The 15,589-nt window shown below is 65.4% G+C and carries 13 protein-coding genes; 10 read left to right on the plus strand and 3 right to left on the minus strand.

The features are described from left to right. Positions 1 to 30: 30 nt before the first annotated feature. The 7 genes from MJ601_RS11390 to lpdA all read left to right on the plus strand — a co-directional run bounded on the left by MJ601_RS11390 (position 31) and on the right by lpdA (position 8,418). The gene (locus tag MJ601_RS11390) at positions 31 to 351 is read left to right on the plus strand and encodes a heavy metal-binding domain-containing protein (protein ID WP_242126436.1); all 321 of its coding nucleotides are present in this window, start codon (positions 31 to 33) and stop codon (positions 349 to 351) included. Beyond that, positions 348 to 653: a hypothetical protein gene (locus tag MJ601_RS11395; RefSeq protein WP_242126438.1), complete on the plus strand. Its 306-nt coding sequence runs from the start codon at positions 348 to 350 to the stop codon at positions 651 to 653. The genes MJ601_RS11390 and MJ601_RS11395 overlap by 4 nt, the downstream gene beginning before the upstream one ends. Before the next feature lie 124 nt (positions 654 to 777). Beyond that, positions 778 to 1,740, plus strand: coding sequence for a malate dehydrogenase (mdh, locus tag MJ601_RS11400; RefSeq protein WP_242126439.1), 963 nt, complete (start codon positions 778 to 780; stop codon positions 1,738 to 1,740). A gap of 103 nt (positions 1,741 to 1,843) precedes the next feature. Next, positions 1,844 to 2,728, plus strand: a complete 885-nt coding sequence (sucD, locus tag MJ601_RS11405; protein ID WP_242126441.1) for a succinate--CoA ligase subunit alpha — start codon at positions 1,844 to 1,846, stop codon at positions 2,726 to 2,728. A gap of 85 nt (positions 2,729 to 2,813) precedes the next feature. Beyond that, positions 2,814 to 5,624, plus strand: a complete 2,811-nt coding sequence (locus tag MJ601_RS11410; RefSeq protein WP_242126443.1) for a 2-oxoglutarate dehydrogenase E1 component — start codon at positions 2,814 to 2,816, stop codon at positions 5,622 to 5,624. Between the two features lie 8 nt (positions 5,625 to 5,632). After that, a complete protein-coding gene (gene odhB / locus MJ601_RS11415) occupies positions 5,633 to 6,889 on the plus strand; it encodes a 2-oxoglutarate dehydrogenase complex dihydrolipoyllysine-residue succinyltransferase (RefSeq protein ID WP_242126445.1) in 1,257 nt (418 codons plus the stop codon). 128 nt (positions 6,890 to 7,017) lie between these two features. Then, positions 7,018 to 8,418 carry a dihydrolipoyl dehydrogenase gene (gene lpdA / locus MJ601_RS11420; RefSeq protein ID WP_242126447.1) on the plus strand — a complete coding sequence of 467 codons (1,401 nt, stop codon included), beginning with the start codon at positions 7,018 to 7,020 and terminating at the stop codon, positions 8,416 to 8,418. A gap of 92 nt (positions 8,419 to 8,510) precedes the next feature. Here the strand turns inward: lpdA and MJ601_RS11425 are convergent, their stop codons facing one another. From MJ601_RS11425 to gph, 3 genes are all read right to left on the minus strand, one after another. Beyond that, a complete protein-coding gene (locus MJ601_RS11425; protein ID WP_242126449.1) occupies positions 8,511 to 9,686 on the minus strand; it encodes a GGDEF domain-containing protein in 1,176 nt (391 codons plus the stop codon). A 236-nt stretch (positions 9,687 to 9,922) separates the two neighbouring features. Then, positions 9,923 to 10,684: an enoyl-CoA hydratase/isomerase family protein gene (locus tag MJ601_RS11430; protein WP_242126451.1), complete on the minus strand. Its 762-nt coding sequence runs from the start codon at positions 10,682 to 10,684 to the stop codon at positions 9,923 to 9,925. Beyond that, positions 10,681 to 11,349, minus strand: a complete 669-nt coding sequence (gph, locus tag MJ601_RS11435; RefSeq protein ID WP_242126454.1) for a phosphoglycolate phosphatase — start codon at positions 11,347 to 11,349, stop codon at positions 10,681 to 10,683. Before gph ends, MJ601_RS11430 begins: the two co-directional genes overlap by 4 nt. Positions 11,350 to 11,392: 43 nt before the next feature. On the opposite strand from gph, the gene glmU reads away from it, so the two are divergent. The 3 genes from glmU to glmS all read left to right on the plus strand — a co-directional run bounded on the left by glmU (position 11,393) and on the right by glmS (position 15,563). Next, positions 11,393 to 12,790 (plus strand): bifunctional UDP-N-acetylglucosamine diphosphorylase/glucosamine-1-phosphate N-acetyltransferase GlmU, encoded by a 1,398-nt coding sequence (gene glmU / locus MJ601_RS11440; RefSeq protein WP_491572908.1) that lies wholly within the window; start codon positions 11,393 to 11,395, stop codon positions 12,788 to 12,790. A 10-nt stretch (positions 12,791 to 12,800) separates the two neighbouring features. Next, positions 12,801 to 13,658, plus strand: coding sequence for a metallophosphoesterase (locus MJ601_RS11445; protein WP_242126456.1), 858 nt, complete (start codon positions 12,801 to 12,803; stop codon positions 13,656 to 13,658). 81 nt (positions 13,659 to 13,739) lie between these two features. Continuing rightward, a complete protein-coding gene (gene glmS / locus MJ601_RS11450) occupies positions 13,740 to 15,563 on the plus strand; it encodes a glutamine--fructose-6-phosphate transaminase (isomerizing) (RefSeq protein ID WP_242126458.1) in 1,824 nt (607 codons plus the stop codon). The last annotated feature ends 26 nt before the right edge of the window (positions 15,564 to 15,589 follow it).

The raw sequence follows: 15,589 nt of genomic DNA on the forward strand, positions 1-15,589 counted from the left end.
GGCTATTCTTGCCCGGAAGGGAGATTGCCGATGATCGTTGCGACCACCGAACAGATAGCCGGCCACCGCACCGTCCGGACCATCGGGCAGGTGTTCGGCGTGGTCGTTCGCAGCCGGGGACTGGGGGGCAATATCGCAGCGGGCCTGCGCTCCATCATCGGCGGGGAAATCAGGGAATATACCCATCTGGTCGAGGATACGCGGCGTCATGCCATCGACCGGCTGGTCGCCAATGCGGCAACCATGGGGGCCAATGCGGTCGTCATGATGCGTTTCGATTCCGGTTCCATCGGGCAGACGATGAACGAAGTGGTCGCATATGGCACGGCCGTCATCGTCGAACCGTTGTGACCCTTCGCAACTCTGTCGTCGCGCTGGCGCTGCTGTTCGCCGCGGTGGCGCTGGTCTGCGTGGCGATGAATCTCGCCGCCTGGCCAACATTGCTGCCCGTTGGGTTGTTTCTGGCGGGCACTTTGTTCGAACGGGCGCGTTACGGACGGGCATCTGCGGAACCTTCCGGCCCCGGCTGGACACGAACGCAGGAACGGTTCGTCGACGATGCCAGCGGCCGGGTGATGACGGTCTGGTTCAACAGCCAGACAGGTGAACGGCGCTATGTCGATGGTGGGGAAAGCGCGATCCGCAATATCTAATGCAATTGCGAATAAGTTGCAAAGATAAATCGGGCCGCCAGGCTTTCGCAGGTTGAATCCTTAACGATATGGGCCTAAGCGGGCGGGCAATTCCAATACCTCAGAGCTTGGAGGATGATTGCATATGGCCCGTAACAAGATCGCGCTCATCGGCGCTGGTAACATCGGTGGCACCCTCGCGCATCTCGCGGCTCTCAAGGGACTGGGCGACATCGTCCTGTTCGACGTCGTCGAAGGCGTGCCGCAGGGCAAGGCGCTCGACCTGTCGCAATGCGCTTCGGTCGAAGGTTTCGACGCCCGGATCACCGGTTCCAACGACTATGCCGACATCAAGGACGCGGACGTCATCATCGTCACCGCCGGTGTCGCCCGCAAGCCGGGCATGAGCCGCGACGACCTGCTGGGCATCAACCTCAAGGTCATGAAGGCCGTGGGCGAGGGCATCAAGGCCAACGCCCCCAACGCCTTCGTCATCTGCATCACCAATCCGCTCGACGCGATGGTCTGGGCGCTGCGCGAATTTTCCGGCCTGCCGCACAACAAGGTGGTCGGCATGGCGGGCGTGCTCGACTCCTCGCGCTTCAACCATTTCCTGGCGGAAGAATTCAACGTGTCGGCCAAGGACGTGACCAGCTTCGTGCTCGGCGGCCATGGCGACACGATGGTCCCGGTGATCGAATATTCGACCGTCGCGGGCATCCCGGTTCCCGACCTCATCAAGCAGGGCCGCTCGACCAAGGAGCGCATCGACGCCATCGTTCAGCGCACCCGTTCGGGCGGCGGCGAGATCGTCGCGCTGCTCAAGACCGGTTCGGCCTTCTACGCCCCCGCCACCAGCGCGATCGCGATGGCCGAAGCCTATCTGGGCGACAAGAAGCGCCTGCTGCCCTGCGCCGCGAACCTGACCGGTCAATATGGCGTCGACAATCTCTATGTCGGCGTGCCCGTCATCATCGGCAAGGATGGCGTCGAGCAGGTGGTCGAGATCGAGCTGGACGACGAGGCCAAGGCCAATCTCCAGGTGTCGATCGACGCCGTCAAGGAACTGCTGGAAGCCTGCAAGGGCATCGACCCCTCGCTCGCCTGAGACCTTTCAAGAGCTGCACCAGCCCGCTCCAGGTAAGTGCGCAGCCTGGGGCGGGCTGCTTTTAGACCCAAAGTGCCACGTCCACGGAAATAGAGGGACTGACATGTCCATTCTGGTGAACAAGAACACCAAGGTCATCACCCAGGGTATGACCGGTGCCACCGGCACCTTCCACACCGAAACCGCGCTGGCCTATGGCACGCAGATGGTTGGCGGCGTCACGCCGGGCAAGGGCGGCACGAGCCATATCGGCCTGCCCATGTTCGATACCGTTGCCGAAGCCAAGGCGAAGACCGGCGCCGACGCCTCGGTCATCTATGTTCCGCCGCCGTTCGCGGCCGACTCGATCCTGGAAGCGATCGACGCCGAGATCCCGCTGATCGTCTGCATCACCGAAGGCATCCCGGTGCTCGACATGGTGAAGGTGAAGCGCGCCCTGTCGGGCAGCAAGTCGCGCCTGATCGGCCCGAACTGCCCCGGCCTGCTGACGCCGAACGAGTGCAAGATCGGCATCATGCCCGGCAACATCTTCTCGAAGGGTTCGGTCGGCGTCGTGTCGCGTTCGGGCACGCTCACCTACGAAGCGGTGTTCCAGACCACCAATGCGGGCCTGGGCCAGACCACTGCCGTCGGCATCGGCGGCGATCCGGTCAACGGCACCAACTTCATCGACGTGCTGGAACTGTTCCTGGCCGACGACGCCACCGAATCGATCATCATGATCGGTGAAATCGGCGGCGACGCGGAAGAGCAGGCTGCCCAGTTCCTGATCGACGAGGCGAAGAAGGGCCGCAAGAAGCCGATGGCCGGCTTCATCGCGGGCCGCACCGCGCCTCCGGGCCGCCGCATGGGCCATGCCGGCGCGATCGTGTCGGGCGGCAAGGGCGATGCCGAGAGCAAGATCGCGGCGATGGAAGCGGCCGGCATCAAGGTGGCCGCCAGCCCGTCCGAGCTGGGCACCACCCTGCTGGAAGTGCTGAAGGGCTGATCAGGCCGGAAAAAGGCGCCGGGCTGCACCCCGGCGCCTGTTACCCCGCTCCGCGACTGCACGCGGTCGGCATGGGACGTGAAAAATGGGCTACGAGAACCAGGAAGCTTTTGAAGGGGTCGGCGAAATCGAGCGCGGGCCGAGCTGGGCGCGCACCAACTGGCCGCCGATCGACACCGACGACCTGACCGGGGCGCTGGACCCCACGCAGATGCAGGTGGCCATGAAGGCCGCTGCGAAATCCGCGGGCAAGGCCGTTTCGGACGCCGACGCCGTCAGCGCCGCGGACGACGCCATCCGCGCCCAGATGCTGATCCGCACCTATCGCGTGCGCGGTCACCTGGCTGCCAATCTCGACCCGCTCGGCCTGACCCAGCGTGATCTGCCGGCGGATCTGACGCCCGAATATCACGGCCTCACGGACCTCGACAAGAAAATCTATCTCGGCGGATCGCTGGGCCTGCAATATGGCACGGTGCGCGAGATCGTGGCCATTTTGCGCGCCAATTATTGCGGCAATGTCGGCCTGGAATATATGCACATCGCCGATGTGGAGGAGCGCCGCTTCCTGCAGGAACGCATGGAAGGCAAGGACAAGGAAATCCACTTCACGCCCGAAGGCAAGCGGGCGATCCTGTCCAAGGTGATCCACGCCGAACAATATGAGAAGTTCCTGGGCCGCAAATATGTCGGCACCAAGCGCTTCGGCCTGGACGGCGGTGAATCGATGATCCCCGCGCTGGAGGCGATCATCAAATATGGCGGCGCGCAGGGCGTGCGCGAGATCGTGTACGGCATGGCCCATCGCGGCCGGCTGAACGTGCTCGCCAATGTGATGGCCAAGGGCTTCCGCGTCATTTTCCATGAATTTTCGGGCGGCACCGCGAACCCGGAGGATGTCGGCGGTTCGGGCGACGTCAAATATCACCTGGGCACCTCCACCGACCGCGAGTTCGACGGCATCAAGGTCCACATGTCGCTGGTCCCCAACCCGTCGCACCTTGAAACGGTCGACCCGGTGGTCCTGGGCAAGGTCCGCGCGCAGCAGACCTTCCGCGACGATCTGGCCAAGCATGAGCAGGTTCTGCCGGTGCTGATCCACGGCGACGCGGCCTTTGCCGGGCAGGGCATCGTCTGGGAATGCCTCGGCTTCTCGGGCGTGCCGGGCTACAATACCGGCGGCTGCATCCACTTCATCGTCAACAACCAGATCGGCTTTACCACCAGCCCGCAATTCTCGCGCGGCTCGCCCTATCCGAGCGATGTGGCGAAGGGCGTCCAGGCGCCGATCCTGCACGTCAATGGCGACGATCCGGAAGCGGTGACCTTCGCGTGCAAGCTGGCGATGGAATATCGCCAGACCTTCCACCGCGATATCGTCATCGACATGTGGTGCTATCGCCGCTTCGGCCATAATGAAGGCGACGAGCCGTCCTTCACCCAGCCGCAGATGTACGCCAAGATCCGCCAGCATCCGCCGGTCAGCGACGTCTATTCGGCGCGCCTGAAGGCCGAGGGCGTGGTCGACGATGATTTCGTCAACCAGGCCACAGGCGATTTCGTCAACCATCTGGAGGACGAGTTCGAGGCGGCCAAGAGCTACAAGCCCAACAAGGCCGACTGGTTCGCCGGCCGCTGGTCGGGCCTGCACAAGCCCGCCGATGCGGAAACCAGCCGCCAGAGCGTCGATTCCGCGATCAGCCAGAAGCTTTTCGACAGCCTGGGCAAGACGCTGACGACGATTCCGGAGGGGCTCGCCGTCCACAAGACGCTGAACCGCGTGATCGACGCCAAGGCGGAGATGTTCAAGACCGGCGAGAATTTCGACTGGGCGACCGGCGAGGCGCTGGCCTTCGGTTCGCTCCTGTCGGAAGGCTATGGCGTGCGCCTGTCGGGCCAGGATTCCGGGCGCGGCACCTTCAGCCAGCGCCATGCCGTCTGGACCGACCAGAATACGGAGAACAAATATATCCCGCTTTCGACCGTGCCGCACGGGCGGTTCGAGGTGCTGGATTCGCCGCTCTCCGAATATGGCGTGCTGGGCTTCGAATATGGCTTCGCGCTGGCCGATCCCAAGAGCCTGGTGCTCTGGGAAGCCCAGTTCGGCGACTTCGCCAACGGCGCGCAGATCATCTTCGACCAGTATATCGCCTCGTCGGAAACCAAGTGGCTGCGCTCCAACGGCCTGGTCTGCCTGCTGCCGCACGGCTATGAGGGGCAGGGTCCGGAACATAGTTCGGCCCGCCTGGAGCGTTACCTCCAGCTCTGCGCGGAGGGGAATATCCAGGTCGCGAACATCACGACCCCGGCCAATTATTTCCACGTCCTGCGCCGCCAGATGCTGCGGCCCTTCCGCAAGCCGCTGATCATCATGGCGCCCAAGTCGCTGCTGCGTCACAAGCTGGCGGTCAGCAAGGCTGAGGATTTCCTGGGCGAAACGCATTTCAAGCGTATCCTGTCGGACCCCAATGGCGCGGCCGACAAGGACACCCGCCGCCTCATCCTGTGCTCCGGCAAGGTCTTCTACGACCTGATGGAGGCCCGCGACGCGGCTGGCGACAACGACGTGCAGATCGTTCGCATCGAACAGATCTATCCGTTCGCGACCGAGGCCCTCGCCACGCGCATCTCGCGCATGACGAAGCTGGAGGAAGTGGTCTGGTGTCAGGAAGAACCGCGCAACAATGGCGCCTGGTTCTTCGTTGAGCCCTATATCGAGGAAGCGCTTGCCTCGGCCGGCAAGGCGCCGATGCGCGCCCGCTATGCCGGTCGCAAGGCTTCGGCGTCGCCCGCGACGGGCCTTGCCAAGCGCCATGTCGCCGAACAGGGCGCCCTCGTCGCCGATGCGCTGGGTCACAGCGTCCGTGAAGAAATCCGTCGCCAGAAGAAAGGCTGAACAAGCTCATGGCCACCGAAGTCAAAGTCCCCACGCTGGGCGAATCCGTTACCGAAGCAACCGTCGGCCAGTGGCTCAAGAAGCCCGGCGAAGCGGTGAAGGCCGATGAGCCCATCGTGTCCCTGGAAACCGACAAGGTCGCGGTCGACGTGCCCGCCCCGGTTGCGGGCGTGCTGGGCGATATCGTCGCCAAGGAAGGCGACACGGTCGAGGTCGGCGCGCTGCTGGCCTATGTGAATGCTGGCGCAGCCGCAGCGGCTGCTCCCGCCGCTGCGCCCGCCGCCAAGGCGGAAGCCGCTGCCCCCGCTCCGGCCGCTTCGGCGCCCGTGCCTTCGGCGCCTGTCGCTTCGGACGAGGAAGAGGGTGGCAACCTGACCCTTTCGCCCGCCGTGCGCCGCCTGGTGCTGGAACATGGCCTTGACCCCAGCAAGATCAAAGGCACCGGCAAGGATGGCCGCCTGACCAAGGACGACGTGCTGGCCGCCGTCGCCGCCGGCACGGCCAGGGCCGCCGCTTCGGCTCCGGCCGCCGCCGCGCCCGCGGTTACTTCGGTTTCGGGCCCAAGCCGCGCGCAGGAACGCGTCAAGATGACCCGCCTGCGCCAGACCGTCGCGAAGCGGCTGAAGGAAGCGCAGAACAACGCCGCGCTGCTCACCACCTACAATGACGTCGACATGACCAACGTCATCGAGGCGCGCGCGAAATACAAGGATCTGTTCGAGAAGAAGCACGGCGTTCGCCTGGGCTTCATGGGCTTCTTCACCAAGGCGGTCTGCATGGCGCTGCGGGACATTCCTGGCGTCAACGCGCAGATCGAGGGTGACGAGATCGTCTATAACGATTTCGCCGACATCTCGGTCGCCGTGTCCGCGCCGAACGGTTTGGTCGTGCCGGTGATCCGCAACGCGGAATCCCTCAGCGTTGCAGAGATCGAAAAGACCATCGGCAGCTTCGGCAAGAAGGCCAAGGAAGGCACGCTGACCATGGAAGACATGAAGGGCGGCACCTTCACCATCTCCAATGGCGGCGTGTTCGGTTCGCTGCTGTCCAGCCCGATCATCAATCCGCCGCAGTCGGCTGTGCTCGGCCTGCACCGGATCGAGGATCGCCCGGTCGTCCGCGACGGCCAGATCGTCATCCGTCCGATGATGTATCTCGCCCTCAGCTATGACCATCGCCTGATCGACGGTCGCGAGGCGGTGACCTTCCTCGTCGCGGTGAAGAACGCGATCGAGGATCCGACCCGCCTGCTGATCGACCTGTAAGATCGCTGGGCATGATCCGGTCGAACGGGATCGGATCATGCCCGGCCTGTCTTTTGTTTTCCGCATTTTCCCGGAGCGCGCAGATCATGCTCCCTGCTTCGAAAATGCCCTAGCCAGAGGATAAGACGATGGCTGAATTCGACTATGACGTTCTGGTAATCGGTGCCGGTCCCGGCGGCTATGTGGCGGCGATCCGCGCGGCGCAGCTGGGCCTCAAGACCGCCTGCGCCGAAAGCCGCGAGACGCTGGGCGGCACCTGCCTCAATGTCGGCTGCATCCCGTCCAAGGCGCTGCTGCATGCCTCCGAACTCTATGAGGAAGCGGCGAACGGCGCGCTCGCCAAGCTGGGCGTCAGGATCGACAAGATGAGCCTGGACCTCGACACCATGCAGGGCCAGCGCAAGGACGCGGTGAAGGGCCTGACCGGCGGCGTCGAATTCCTGTTCAAGAAGAACAAGGTCGACTGGCTGAAGGGCCTGGCGACCTTCACCGGCGCCAACACCGTGGAGGTGGCGGGCAAGACGGTGACGGCGAAGAATATCGTCATCGCCACCGGTTCGTCGGTCACCCCGCTTCCGGGCGTTCAGGTCGACAATGCGGGCGGCAGGATCGTCGATTCGACCGGCGCGCTGGAGCTGGACAAGGTTCCGGGCCATCTGGTCGTGGTCGGCGGCGGTGTCATCGGCCTGGAACTGGGTTCGGTGTGGCGGCGTGTCGGTGCCAAGGTCACGGTGGTCGAATATCTCGACCAGATCCTGCCCGGCATGGACGGCGAAGTCCGCAAGGAAGCGAACAAGATCTTCAAGAAGCAGGGCTTCGAATATAGGCTCGGCACCAAGGTCACGGGCGCGGAAGTCGGCAAGAAGGGCGTCACCCTGACCGTCGAACCCGCCGCCGGTGGCGCTGCCGAGAAGATCGAGGCCGACGTCGTCCTCGTGTCGATCGGTCGCCGTCCCAACACCGAAGGGCTGGGCCTCGACAAGATCGGTCTGGAACTGAACGCGCGGGGCCAGATCGAAACCGATCACGACTTCGCGACCAGGGTTCCGGGCGTCTGGGCGATCGGCGACGTCATTCCCGGCCCGATGCTCGCGCACAAGGCCGAGGATGAAGGCATTGCTGTGGCGGAGAATATCGCGGGCCTGACCGGCATCGTGAACCATGATGTGATCCCCTCGGTGGTCTACACCAAGCCCGAAATCGCGGGCGTGGGCCTCACCGAGGAAGCCGCCAGGGAAAAGGGCGCGATCAAGGTCGGCAAGTTCCCGATGCTGGCGAACAGCCGGGCCAAGACCAATCATGAGCCGGACGGCTTCGTGAAGATCATCGCCGACGCCGAAACCGACAAGGTGCTGGGCGTCTGGATCATCGCGACGGTCGCGGGCACGATGATCGCGCAGGCGGCGCAGGCGATGGAATTCGGCGCGTCCAGCGAGGATATCGCCTATACCTGCCACGCCCATCCCACGCATAGCGAAGCGATCAAGGAAGCGGCCATGGCGGTCACCGGCAAACCGATCCATATGTGACCGGCTCCCTGTCGGGCAACCCATGAGGAGGCCGCCTTTCGGGGCGGCCTTTTTCATGCGAGGGCCGGCACCGCAATGCACCGAAAACCGCTCTAGCCGCGAAAGGCGTGCGATCGCGGGTCGGGCGCGGGGGGTGCATCGGGCGTGGACAGCGCGCGCCTGACGCACAGCCGGTTGCGCCCGCGCGCCTTGGCTTCGTAGAGTGCCGCGTCGGCCCGCGCCATCGCCTCGTCGATCGACACGTCCCCACGCTGAAGGGTCGAAAGGCCAAAGCTGGCGGTCAACGGCCGGGCCAGGCCCAGATGATCGGCAACCTCCAGCGCAAGGCTTTCGCGAATATCATTGGCGATGCCCGCCGCCCGCGCCGCGTTCATGTCGGGCAGGAACAGCACGAACTCCTCGCCGCCGAAGCGCGCGGTGACGGCGCTGGGCGGCGCGAAGCGGGTCAGGATGCGGGCGAGCGCCACGATCACCCGATCGCCCAGCGCATGGCCATATTCATCGTTGACCGACTTGAAATGGTCGATGTCGCAGACGATCAGGCTGCCTTCCGCCGTTCCCCTGCGCGTGCGTTGCGCCAGCGCTTCATCGAAACCTCTACGGTTCAGCAGGCCGGACAGCGGATCGTGCAGCGCATCGCGTTGATAGCGGGCCAGAAGGTCCAGCATATTGGCCGCCAGAGCCGCGAGGGCAAGGAACAGGCCGAACACGCAGGCGAGCGCCTGCATCAGGAAGGCATAGGCGCTGTCCTGAAAATCGCCGCCGGACAGGGTCAGCGGAACGGTGCTGCCCCGGATCAGATTGTCGAGCGCCACCAGCGCGACGGCACTGAACAGGACGCGGTCGGCCCAGTTGCCGAGCCTGTCCTTGCCCGCGATCAGCGGCAGCGCGATCAGCAGGAAGCAGCCGAAATCGGATGAGATGAGTTCAAGCGGCAGATCGTCGAGGGCGATGGCGACGGCGCACAGCAGCAGCGACAGGCCCCAGATCGCCACGCGCACCGCCAGCAGCCAGGACGGCCGCCAGCGTTCCAGCAGCGCCTGGCTGAACAGCAGGAATCCGCTGGCGAACAGCAGGTCGGCCACGAACCCCCAGATCGCGCTCGGCAAGGCCGCGAAGGCGACGGGGATGGTAAAGCCGCCCGCGATGCAGAAGAAGGCGGCGCTCCAATATCCGGCCGCCCGCACGCGCCAGCTCCAGACGACGCCGAACACTATGCCGAAGCTGGCCATCATGATGGGCAGGAAGAAGGCGAAATTTTCCCCCACGCTGGTCTGCCTGTTCCTTCATTGACCGAAAAACATGCCGTTCAGAGCGGCATCCGCACCGAAACCGCCTATCGGCTCATCCTTAATAAACATTTCCGGATCGGATAAGATGTTGATCCGAAATGGATGTATCGCGCCCCCGAAACGATTTCCGCCAGAACGCGCCGCGTTCATTCGGCCGCAGGTCGCGCGCTCCCCTTTTGGGTTTCCTATCCTTCCAGGCGCAAAACGATGCTCTAAAAATCGGGCCGCCTCTTCTCCCGGAACGCCTGAACCCCCTCCTGGAAATCGGGGAGGGTGAAGGCATCGCGGAACAGGGCGAGCGTGGTCGGATCGTCATCGGCCTGACCGTCCAGGATCCGCCGGATGATCGCCTTGGACGATCGGATCGAATGTTGCGCATTGGCCGCCATCACCTTCGCCATGGCCTTCGCCGCATCGACTGGGTCGGCGGCGATCTCGTCGATCAGGCCGATGGCGAGCGCCTCGTCCGCGCCGTGCAAAGCCCCGGTGAACAGGATGCGCTTGGCCCGCGCCGGGCCGACCAGATCGACCAGCAGCCGGGTGTCGAACAGCGAATAGACGATGCCCAGCCGGGCCGGCGTGATGCCCAGCCGCGCCCTGGGTGACGCGATCCTCAGGTCGCAGGCGATGGCAAGGCCGCATCCGCCGCCGATCGCATCGCCGTCGATCGCCGCGATGACCGGCTTTTCGGCGTGCGCGAGCGCATATTGGGTCGACCGGATCGCCGCCTGATTGGCGATGCGCCACTCCTCCTCGCCAGCATGACCGGCAAATTCATGGATGTCCGCGCCCGCGCAGAACAGCCCCGGCGTGGCCGATGTCAGGATGAGCACGCGCACGGCGTCATCGGCCATGGCTTCCCCGACCAGCCGGGGCAGCAATTCCCACATCGCCTGCGCCATGGCATTATGCCGTCCGGCCCGGTCGATCAGCAGCGTGGCGACGGCGCCGTCGCGTTCCAGGCGCAGCGTCATGCGGGCCAGCGCGCCAGCAGCGGCACCAATTCGTCGAAATGGTGGATGATCGCGTCCGCCTCCAGCTTTTCCACCGGACCGTCGAGGAAGCCGAAGCTGACCGCGACGCTGGGGATGCCCGCGTTGCGCGCGCCGGCAATGTCGTTGATCGTATCGCCCAGGAAGATGGTGCGTCCGCCGCCCGCGCGCTCGATCATGGCGTGGATCGGCGCGGGATCGGGCTTGGCGATGCCGACCGTGTCGCCGCCCACGACGCTGGCGAAACGATCCGACAGGCCGATCTGGTGAAGCAGGGGAATGGTGAAGCGCTCCGCCTTGTTGGTGCAGATGGCAAGCTTCACGCCCGCCGCCTGCAGCGCATCCATGGCGGCGATCAGGCCGGGATAGGGCAGGGAATGGATGGCCAGGTTCTGCTCATAATAATCGAGCAGGATCGGGAGCAGGCGGGCCAGTGTCGCCTCGTCATAGCCTCCGGAAGCGTCGAGGGCGCGTTCCAGCATCGCCTTCGCGCCCTTGCCGATGAAGGGATGGATCGATTCGATGGGGAAGGGCGGGCGCCCGTCGGTCGCGATGGCGTAGTTGACGGCGGCGGCCAGGTCGCCGCTGGTGTCGAGCAGGGTGCCGTCAAGGTCGAAGCCGACGATATCGAAGGGGATGGATGCCATGACCGGCTCATGCCGCCTGCGCAGTGGCAATGGCAAGTCAAACATGGCAGAGAGCGCTCAGATTCCTGGCCTCTCTTGTGAAGGATGCCCCGTGACTGCCAGCCGTCCCCTCGCCGTCGTGATCCTTGCCGCCGGGCAGGGCACGCGCATGAAATCCGCCAAGCACAAGGTTCTGCACCCGATCGCGGGCCGGCCGATGCTGCTGCATCTGCTCGCCAGCGTGGCGGAACTGAAGCCGGAGCGGCAGGTCGTGGTCGTCGGCGCGGGCCGGGAGCAGGTGGAAAAGGCGGTCGAGGGCAGCGGCGCCGTCATCGCGGTGCAGGAACAGCAGCATGGCACCGGCCATGCCGTGGCGCAGGCGCATGATGCGCTGGCCGGATTCGCCGGGGACGTCCTCATCCTCTATGGCGACGTGCCGCTGGTGCGGACGGAAACCATGCGGGGCATGCTGGAGCGGCTGAATCGGGGCGACGAGCCGCGCGCCGTGGTGCTGGGCTTCCGGCCGGAGGATGCCGCCGCCTATGGCCGCATCATCTCCGACGGTCAGGGCGTGATCGGGAAGATGGTCGAATATAAGGACGCCGACGCGGAGGAGCGGGCGGTGACGCTGTGCAATTCGGGCTTGATGGCGGTGCGCTCGACCGACCTGTTCGTGCTGCTCGACCAGATCGGCAACGACAATGCGGCGGGCGAATATTATCTGCCCGACATCGTCATGCTGCCCGGCGCCCGGAGCGCGGTGATCGAGGCGGAGGCGTGGGAAGTGGCGGGCGTCAACAGCCGCGCGGAACTGGCCGGGGTGGAGGCCGTCTGGCAGGACCGCCGCCGGGCCGAGGCGATGCGCGACGGCGCGACGCTGATCGCGCCGGAAACGGTGTTCTTCGCCCATGACACGGTGCTGGGACGCGACGTGGTGATCGAACCGCATGTCGTCTTCGCCCCCGGCGTGACGGTGGCGGATGACGTGACGATCCATGCCTTCTCCCATCTGGAGGGTGCGGCGATCGGCAAGGGCGCGGAAATCGGCCCCTATGCCCGGCTGCGCCCCGGCGCGAAGATCGGCGTCAAGGCCAAGGTCGGCAATTTCGTCGAGGTCAAGAAGGCTGAGCTGGGCGAAGGCGCGAAGGCCAATCACCTTTCCTATATCGGCGACGCCAGCATAGGCGCGGGCGCCAATATCGGCGCGGGCACCATCACCTGCAATTATGACGGTTTCTTCAAATACAGGACGGAGATCGGCGCGGGCGCCTTCATCGGGTCGAACAGCGCCCTGGTCGCGCCCGTGAAGATCGGCGACGGCGCGATCGTCGCGGCGGGCAGCGTGGTCACGCGGGAGGTGGAGGCCGATGCGCTCTGCCTCGTCCGCCCGGCGCAGGAGGGCAAGCCCGGCTGGGCGGCGCGCTTCCGCGCCAGGATGCAGGCACGCAAAGCTGGTCAATGACGGATTTCGCATGACAGGCTTTCTGCGTCGGCGGCGCTGGCTGGCAGTGCTGCTGCTGATCCCGCTCCTTTCGTCGGCCTTCGTGCTGTGGCTGATGGCCAATGCGCGGGCGATGCCCGTCGTCCGCCATATGGAGATTGCCCTGCCTTTTCCGCCGGACGCGCCCCGCCGCCCGATGACGGTCGCGCTGCTGACCGACAGCCATTTGTCCGGCCCGGACAACAGCCCGGAGCGGATGGCGCGGATCGCCGCACTGGTGAACGGGCTGAAGCCGGACCTGATCGCGCTCGGCGGCGATTATATGGGCGATGACAAGGGCGGGGCGACCTATGATGCGGAACACAGCATCGCCCCCTTCGCGGCCCTGCGCGCGCCGCTGGGCGTGGTCGCGATACTCGGCAATCATGACGACCGCAAACATGCGATGATCGGCCGCCGCCAATGGCATCAGCTTTTCGCCCGCATCGGCATAGAGCTGCTCGACAATCAGGCGGTGCGGCGGGGGCCTCTCGCCGTGGGCGGCCTGCGCGACATCCATACCGGAAAGCCCGATATTCCCCGGACGCTCGCCGCGATGGAGGCGCTGGGCGGCGCGCCGGTGATGCTGTCGCACGGGCCGGACATATTCCCCATGCTGCCGGACCGGCCGATACTGACGCTGGTGGGCCACACGCATTGCGGGCAGGTGGCGTTGCCTTTCGCCGGAATCGTCTACGTGCCGTCCCGCTACAAGACGCGCTACGCCTGCGGCATCTACCGGGACGGCGCGAAAACCCTGGTGGTTTCGGCGGGGCTCGGCACCAGCGGCCTGCCGATCCGGATGCTCGCGCCGCCGGATGTCTGGCTGATTACAATTCATCCACGATAGGCCTTGCCCCTGTCGCGGTCGGCGGGAACATGGCATAGGCGTCTTCACTATTGATTTTCATGACATTGAGGCTCGACATCCATGTGCGGTATCATCGGAATCATCGGCAAGGACGACGTGGCGGAGCGGCTCGTCGAAGGTCTCAAGCGTCTCGAATATCGCGGTTATGACAGTGCCGGCGTCGCCACCGTCCATGAAGGCGCGATCGACCGGCGCCGCGCCGAGGGCAAGCTCGTCAATCTGGTGAAGGAACTGGAAAAGGCGCCGCTGCCCGGCACGACCGGCATCGCGCACACCCGCTGGGCGACCCATGGCGCGCCCACGACCAGCAACGCCCATCCCCACGCCACGAAGGAAGTGGCGCTGGTCCACAACGGCATCATCGAGAATTTCAAGCCGCTGCGCGAGGAACTGATGGCGCGGGGCCGCATCTTCGACAGCCAGACCGACACCGAGGTCGTCGCCCATCTGGTGAGCGAACTGGTGGAGCAGGGCGCCAGCCCCAAGGAGGCCGTCCAGCAGGTGCTGCCGCGCCTGCACGGCGCCTTCGCGCTGGCGATCCTGTTCCGCAGCCATCCCGACATTCTGATCGGCGCGCGGCTCGGCTCGCCGCTGGTGGTGGGCTATGGCGACGGGGAGACCTATCTGGGTTCCGACGCCCTGGCGCTGGCGCCGCTGACCCAGCGCATCGCCTATCTGGAGGAAGGCGACTGGGTCGTCATCACCCGCGACGGCGCGGAGATTTTCGACCGGGACAACAATCCCGTCGAGCGCCCCGTCACCATCTCCGGCGTGACCGGCGAACTGATCTCCAAGGGCAATCACCGTCACTATATGCTCAAGGAGATTTACGAGCAGCCGGTGGTCGTGGCGCAGACGCTGCGTTCCTATCTGCGCCGGATGGAGGATCAGGTGTCGCTGCCGATCCCCGATTTCGACCTGGGCGCGATCCGCCGCGTGACGATCGTGGCGTGCGGCACCAGCTATTATGCCGGGATGGTCGCCAAATATTGGTTCGAACAGTTCGCCCGCGTGCCCGTCGACATCGATGTGGCCAGCGAATTCCGTTATCGCGCCCCGGTGATGGAGGAGGGCGGCCTGATGATCGTCATCAGCCAGTCGGGCGAGACCGCCGACACGCTGGCTGCGCTGCGCCATGCCCGCGCCGAGGGGCAGAAGATCGCCGCCGTCGTCAATGTGCCCACCAGCACCATGGCGCGCGAGGCCGACCTGCTGCTGCCGACGCTGGCCGGGCCTGAAATCGGCGTGGCCTCGACCAAGGCCTTTACCTGCCAGCTGGCGGTGCTCGCCGCCTTCGCCGCCAATCTCGCCCGCGCCAAGGGACGGCTGGACGCGAAGGCCGAAAAGGAACTGGTGCGCCATCTGGCGGAGGCGCCCGCCGCGCTCAACGGCGCGCTCGCCTATGACGAATCGATCGAGGCGATGGCGCATCTGATCGCGGGCGCGCGCGACGTGCTCTATCTGGGGCGCGGGCCGGACTATCCGCTGGCGCTGGAAGGCGCGCTCAAGCTCAAGGAGATCAGCTATATCCATGCCGAGGGCTATGCCGCGGGCGAGATGAAGCATGGCCCGATCGCGTTGATCGACGACAAGGTGCCGGTGATCGTCCTGGCGCCCAGCGGGCCCTTGTTCGAAAAGACCGTCAGCAACATGCAGGAAGTGCAGGCGCGCGGCGGCAAGGTGGTGCTGATCTCCGACTATGACGGGGTGCAGGCGGCCGGTGAAGGCTGCATGGCGACCATCACCATGCCCAAGGTCCATCCGCTGATCGCGCCGATGGTCTATGCCGTGCCGGTGCAGTTGCTGGCCTATCATGTCGCCGTCGCCAAGGGCACCGACGTCGACCAGCCCAGGAACCTCGCCAAGTCCGTCACGGTCGAGTGACGGGCTTCGGGCCGCCGCTCGGCAGC

It is taken from the genome of Sphingobium trunci, from assembly GCF_022664535.1.
Classification (GTDB): Bacteria; Pseudomonadota; Alphaproteobacteria; order Sphingomonadales; family Sphingomonadaceae; genus Sphingobium.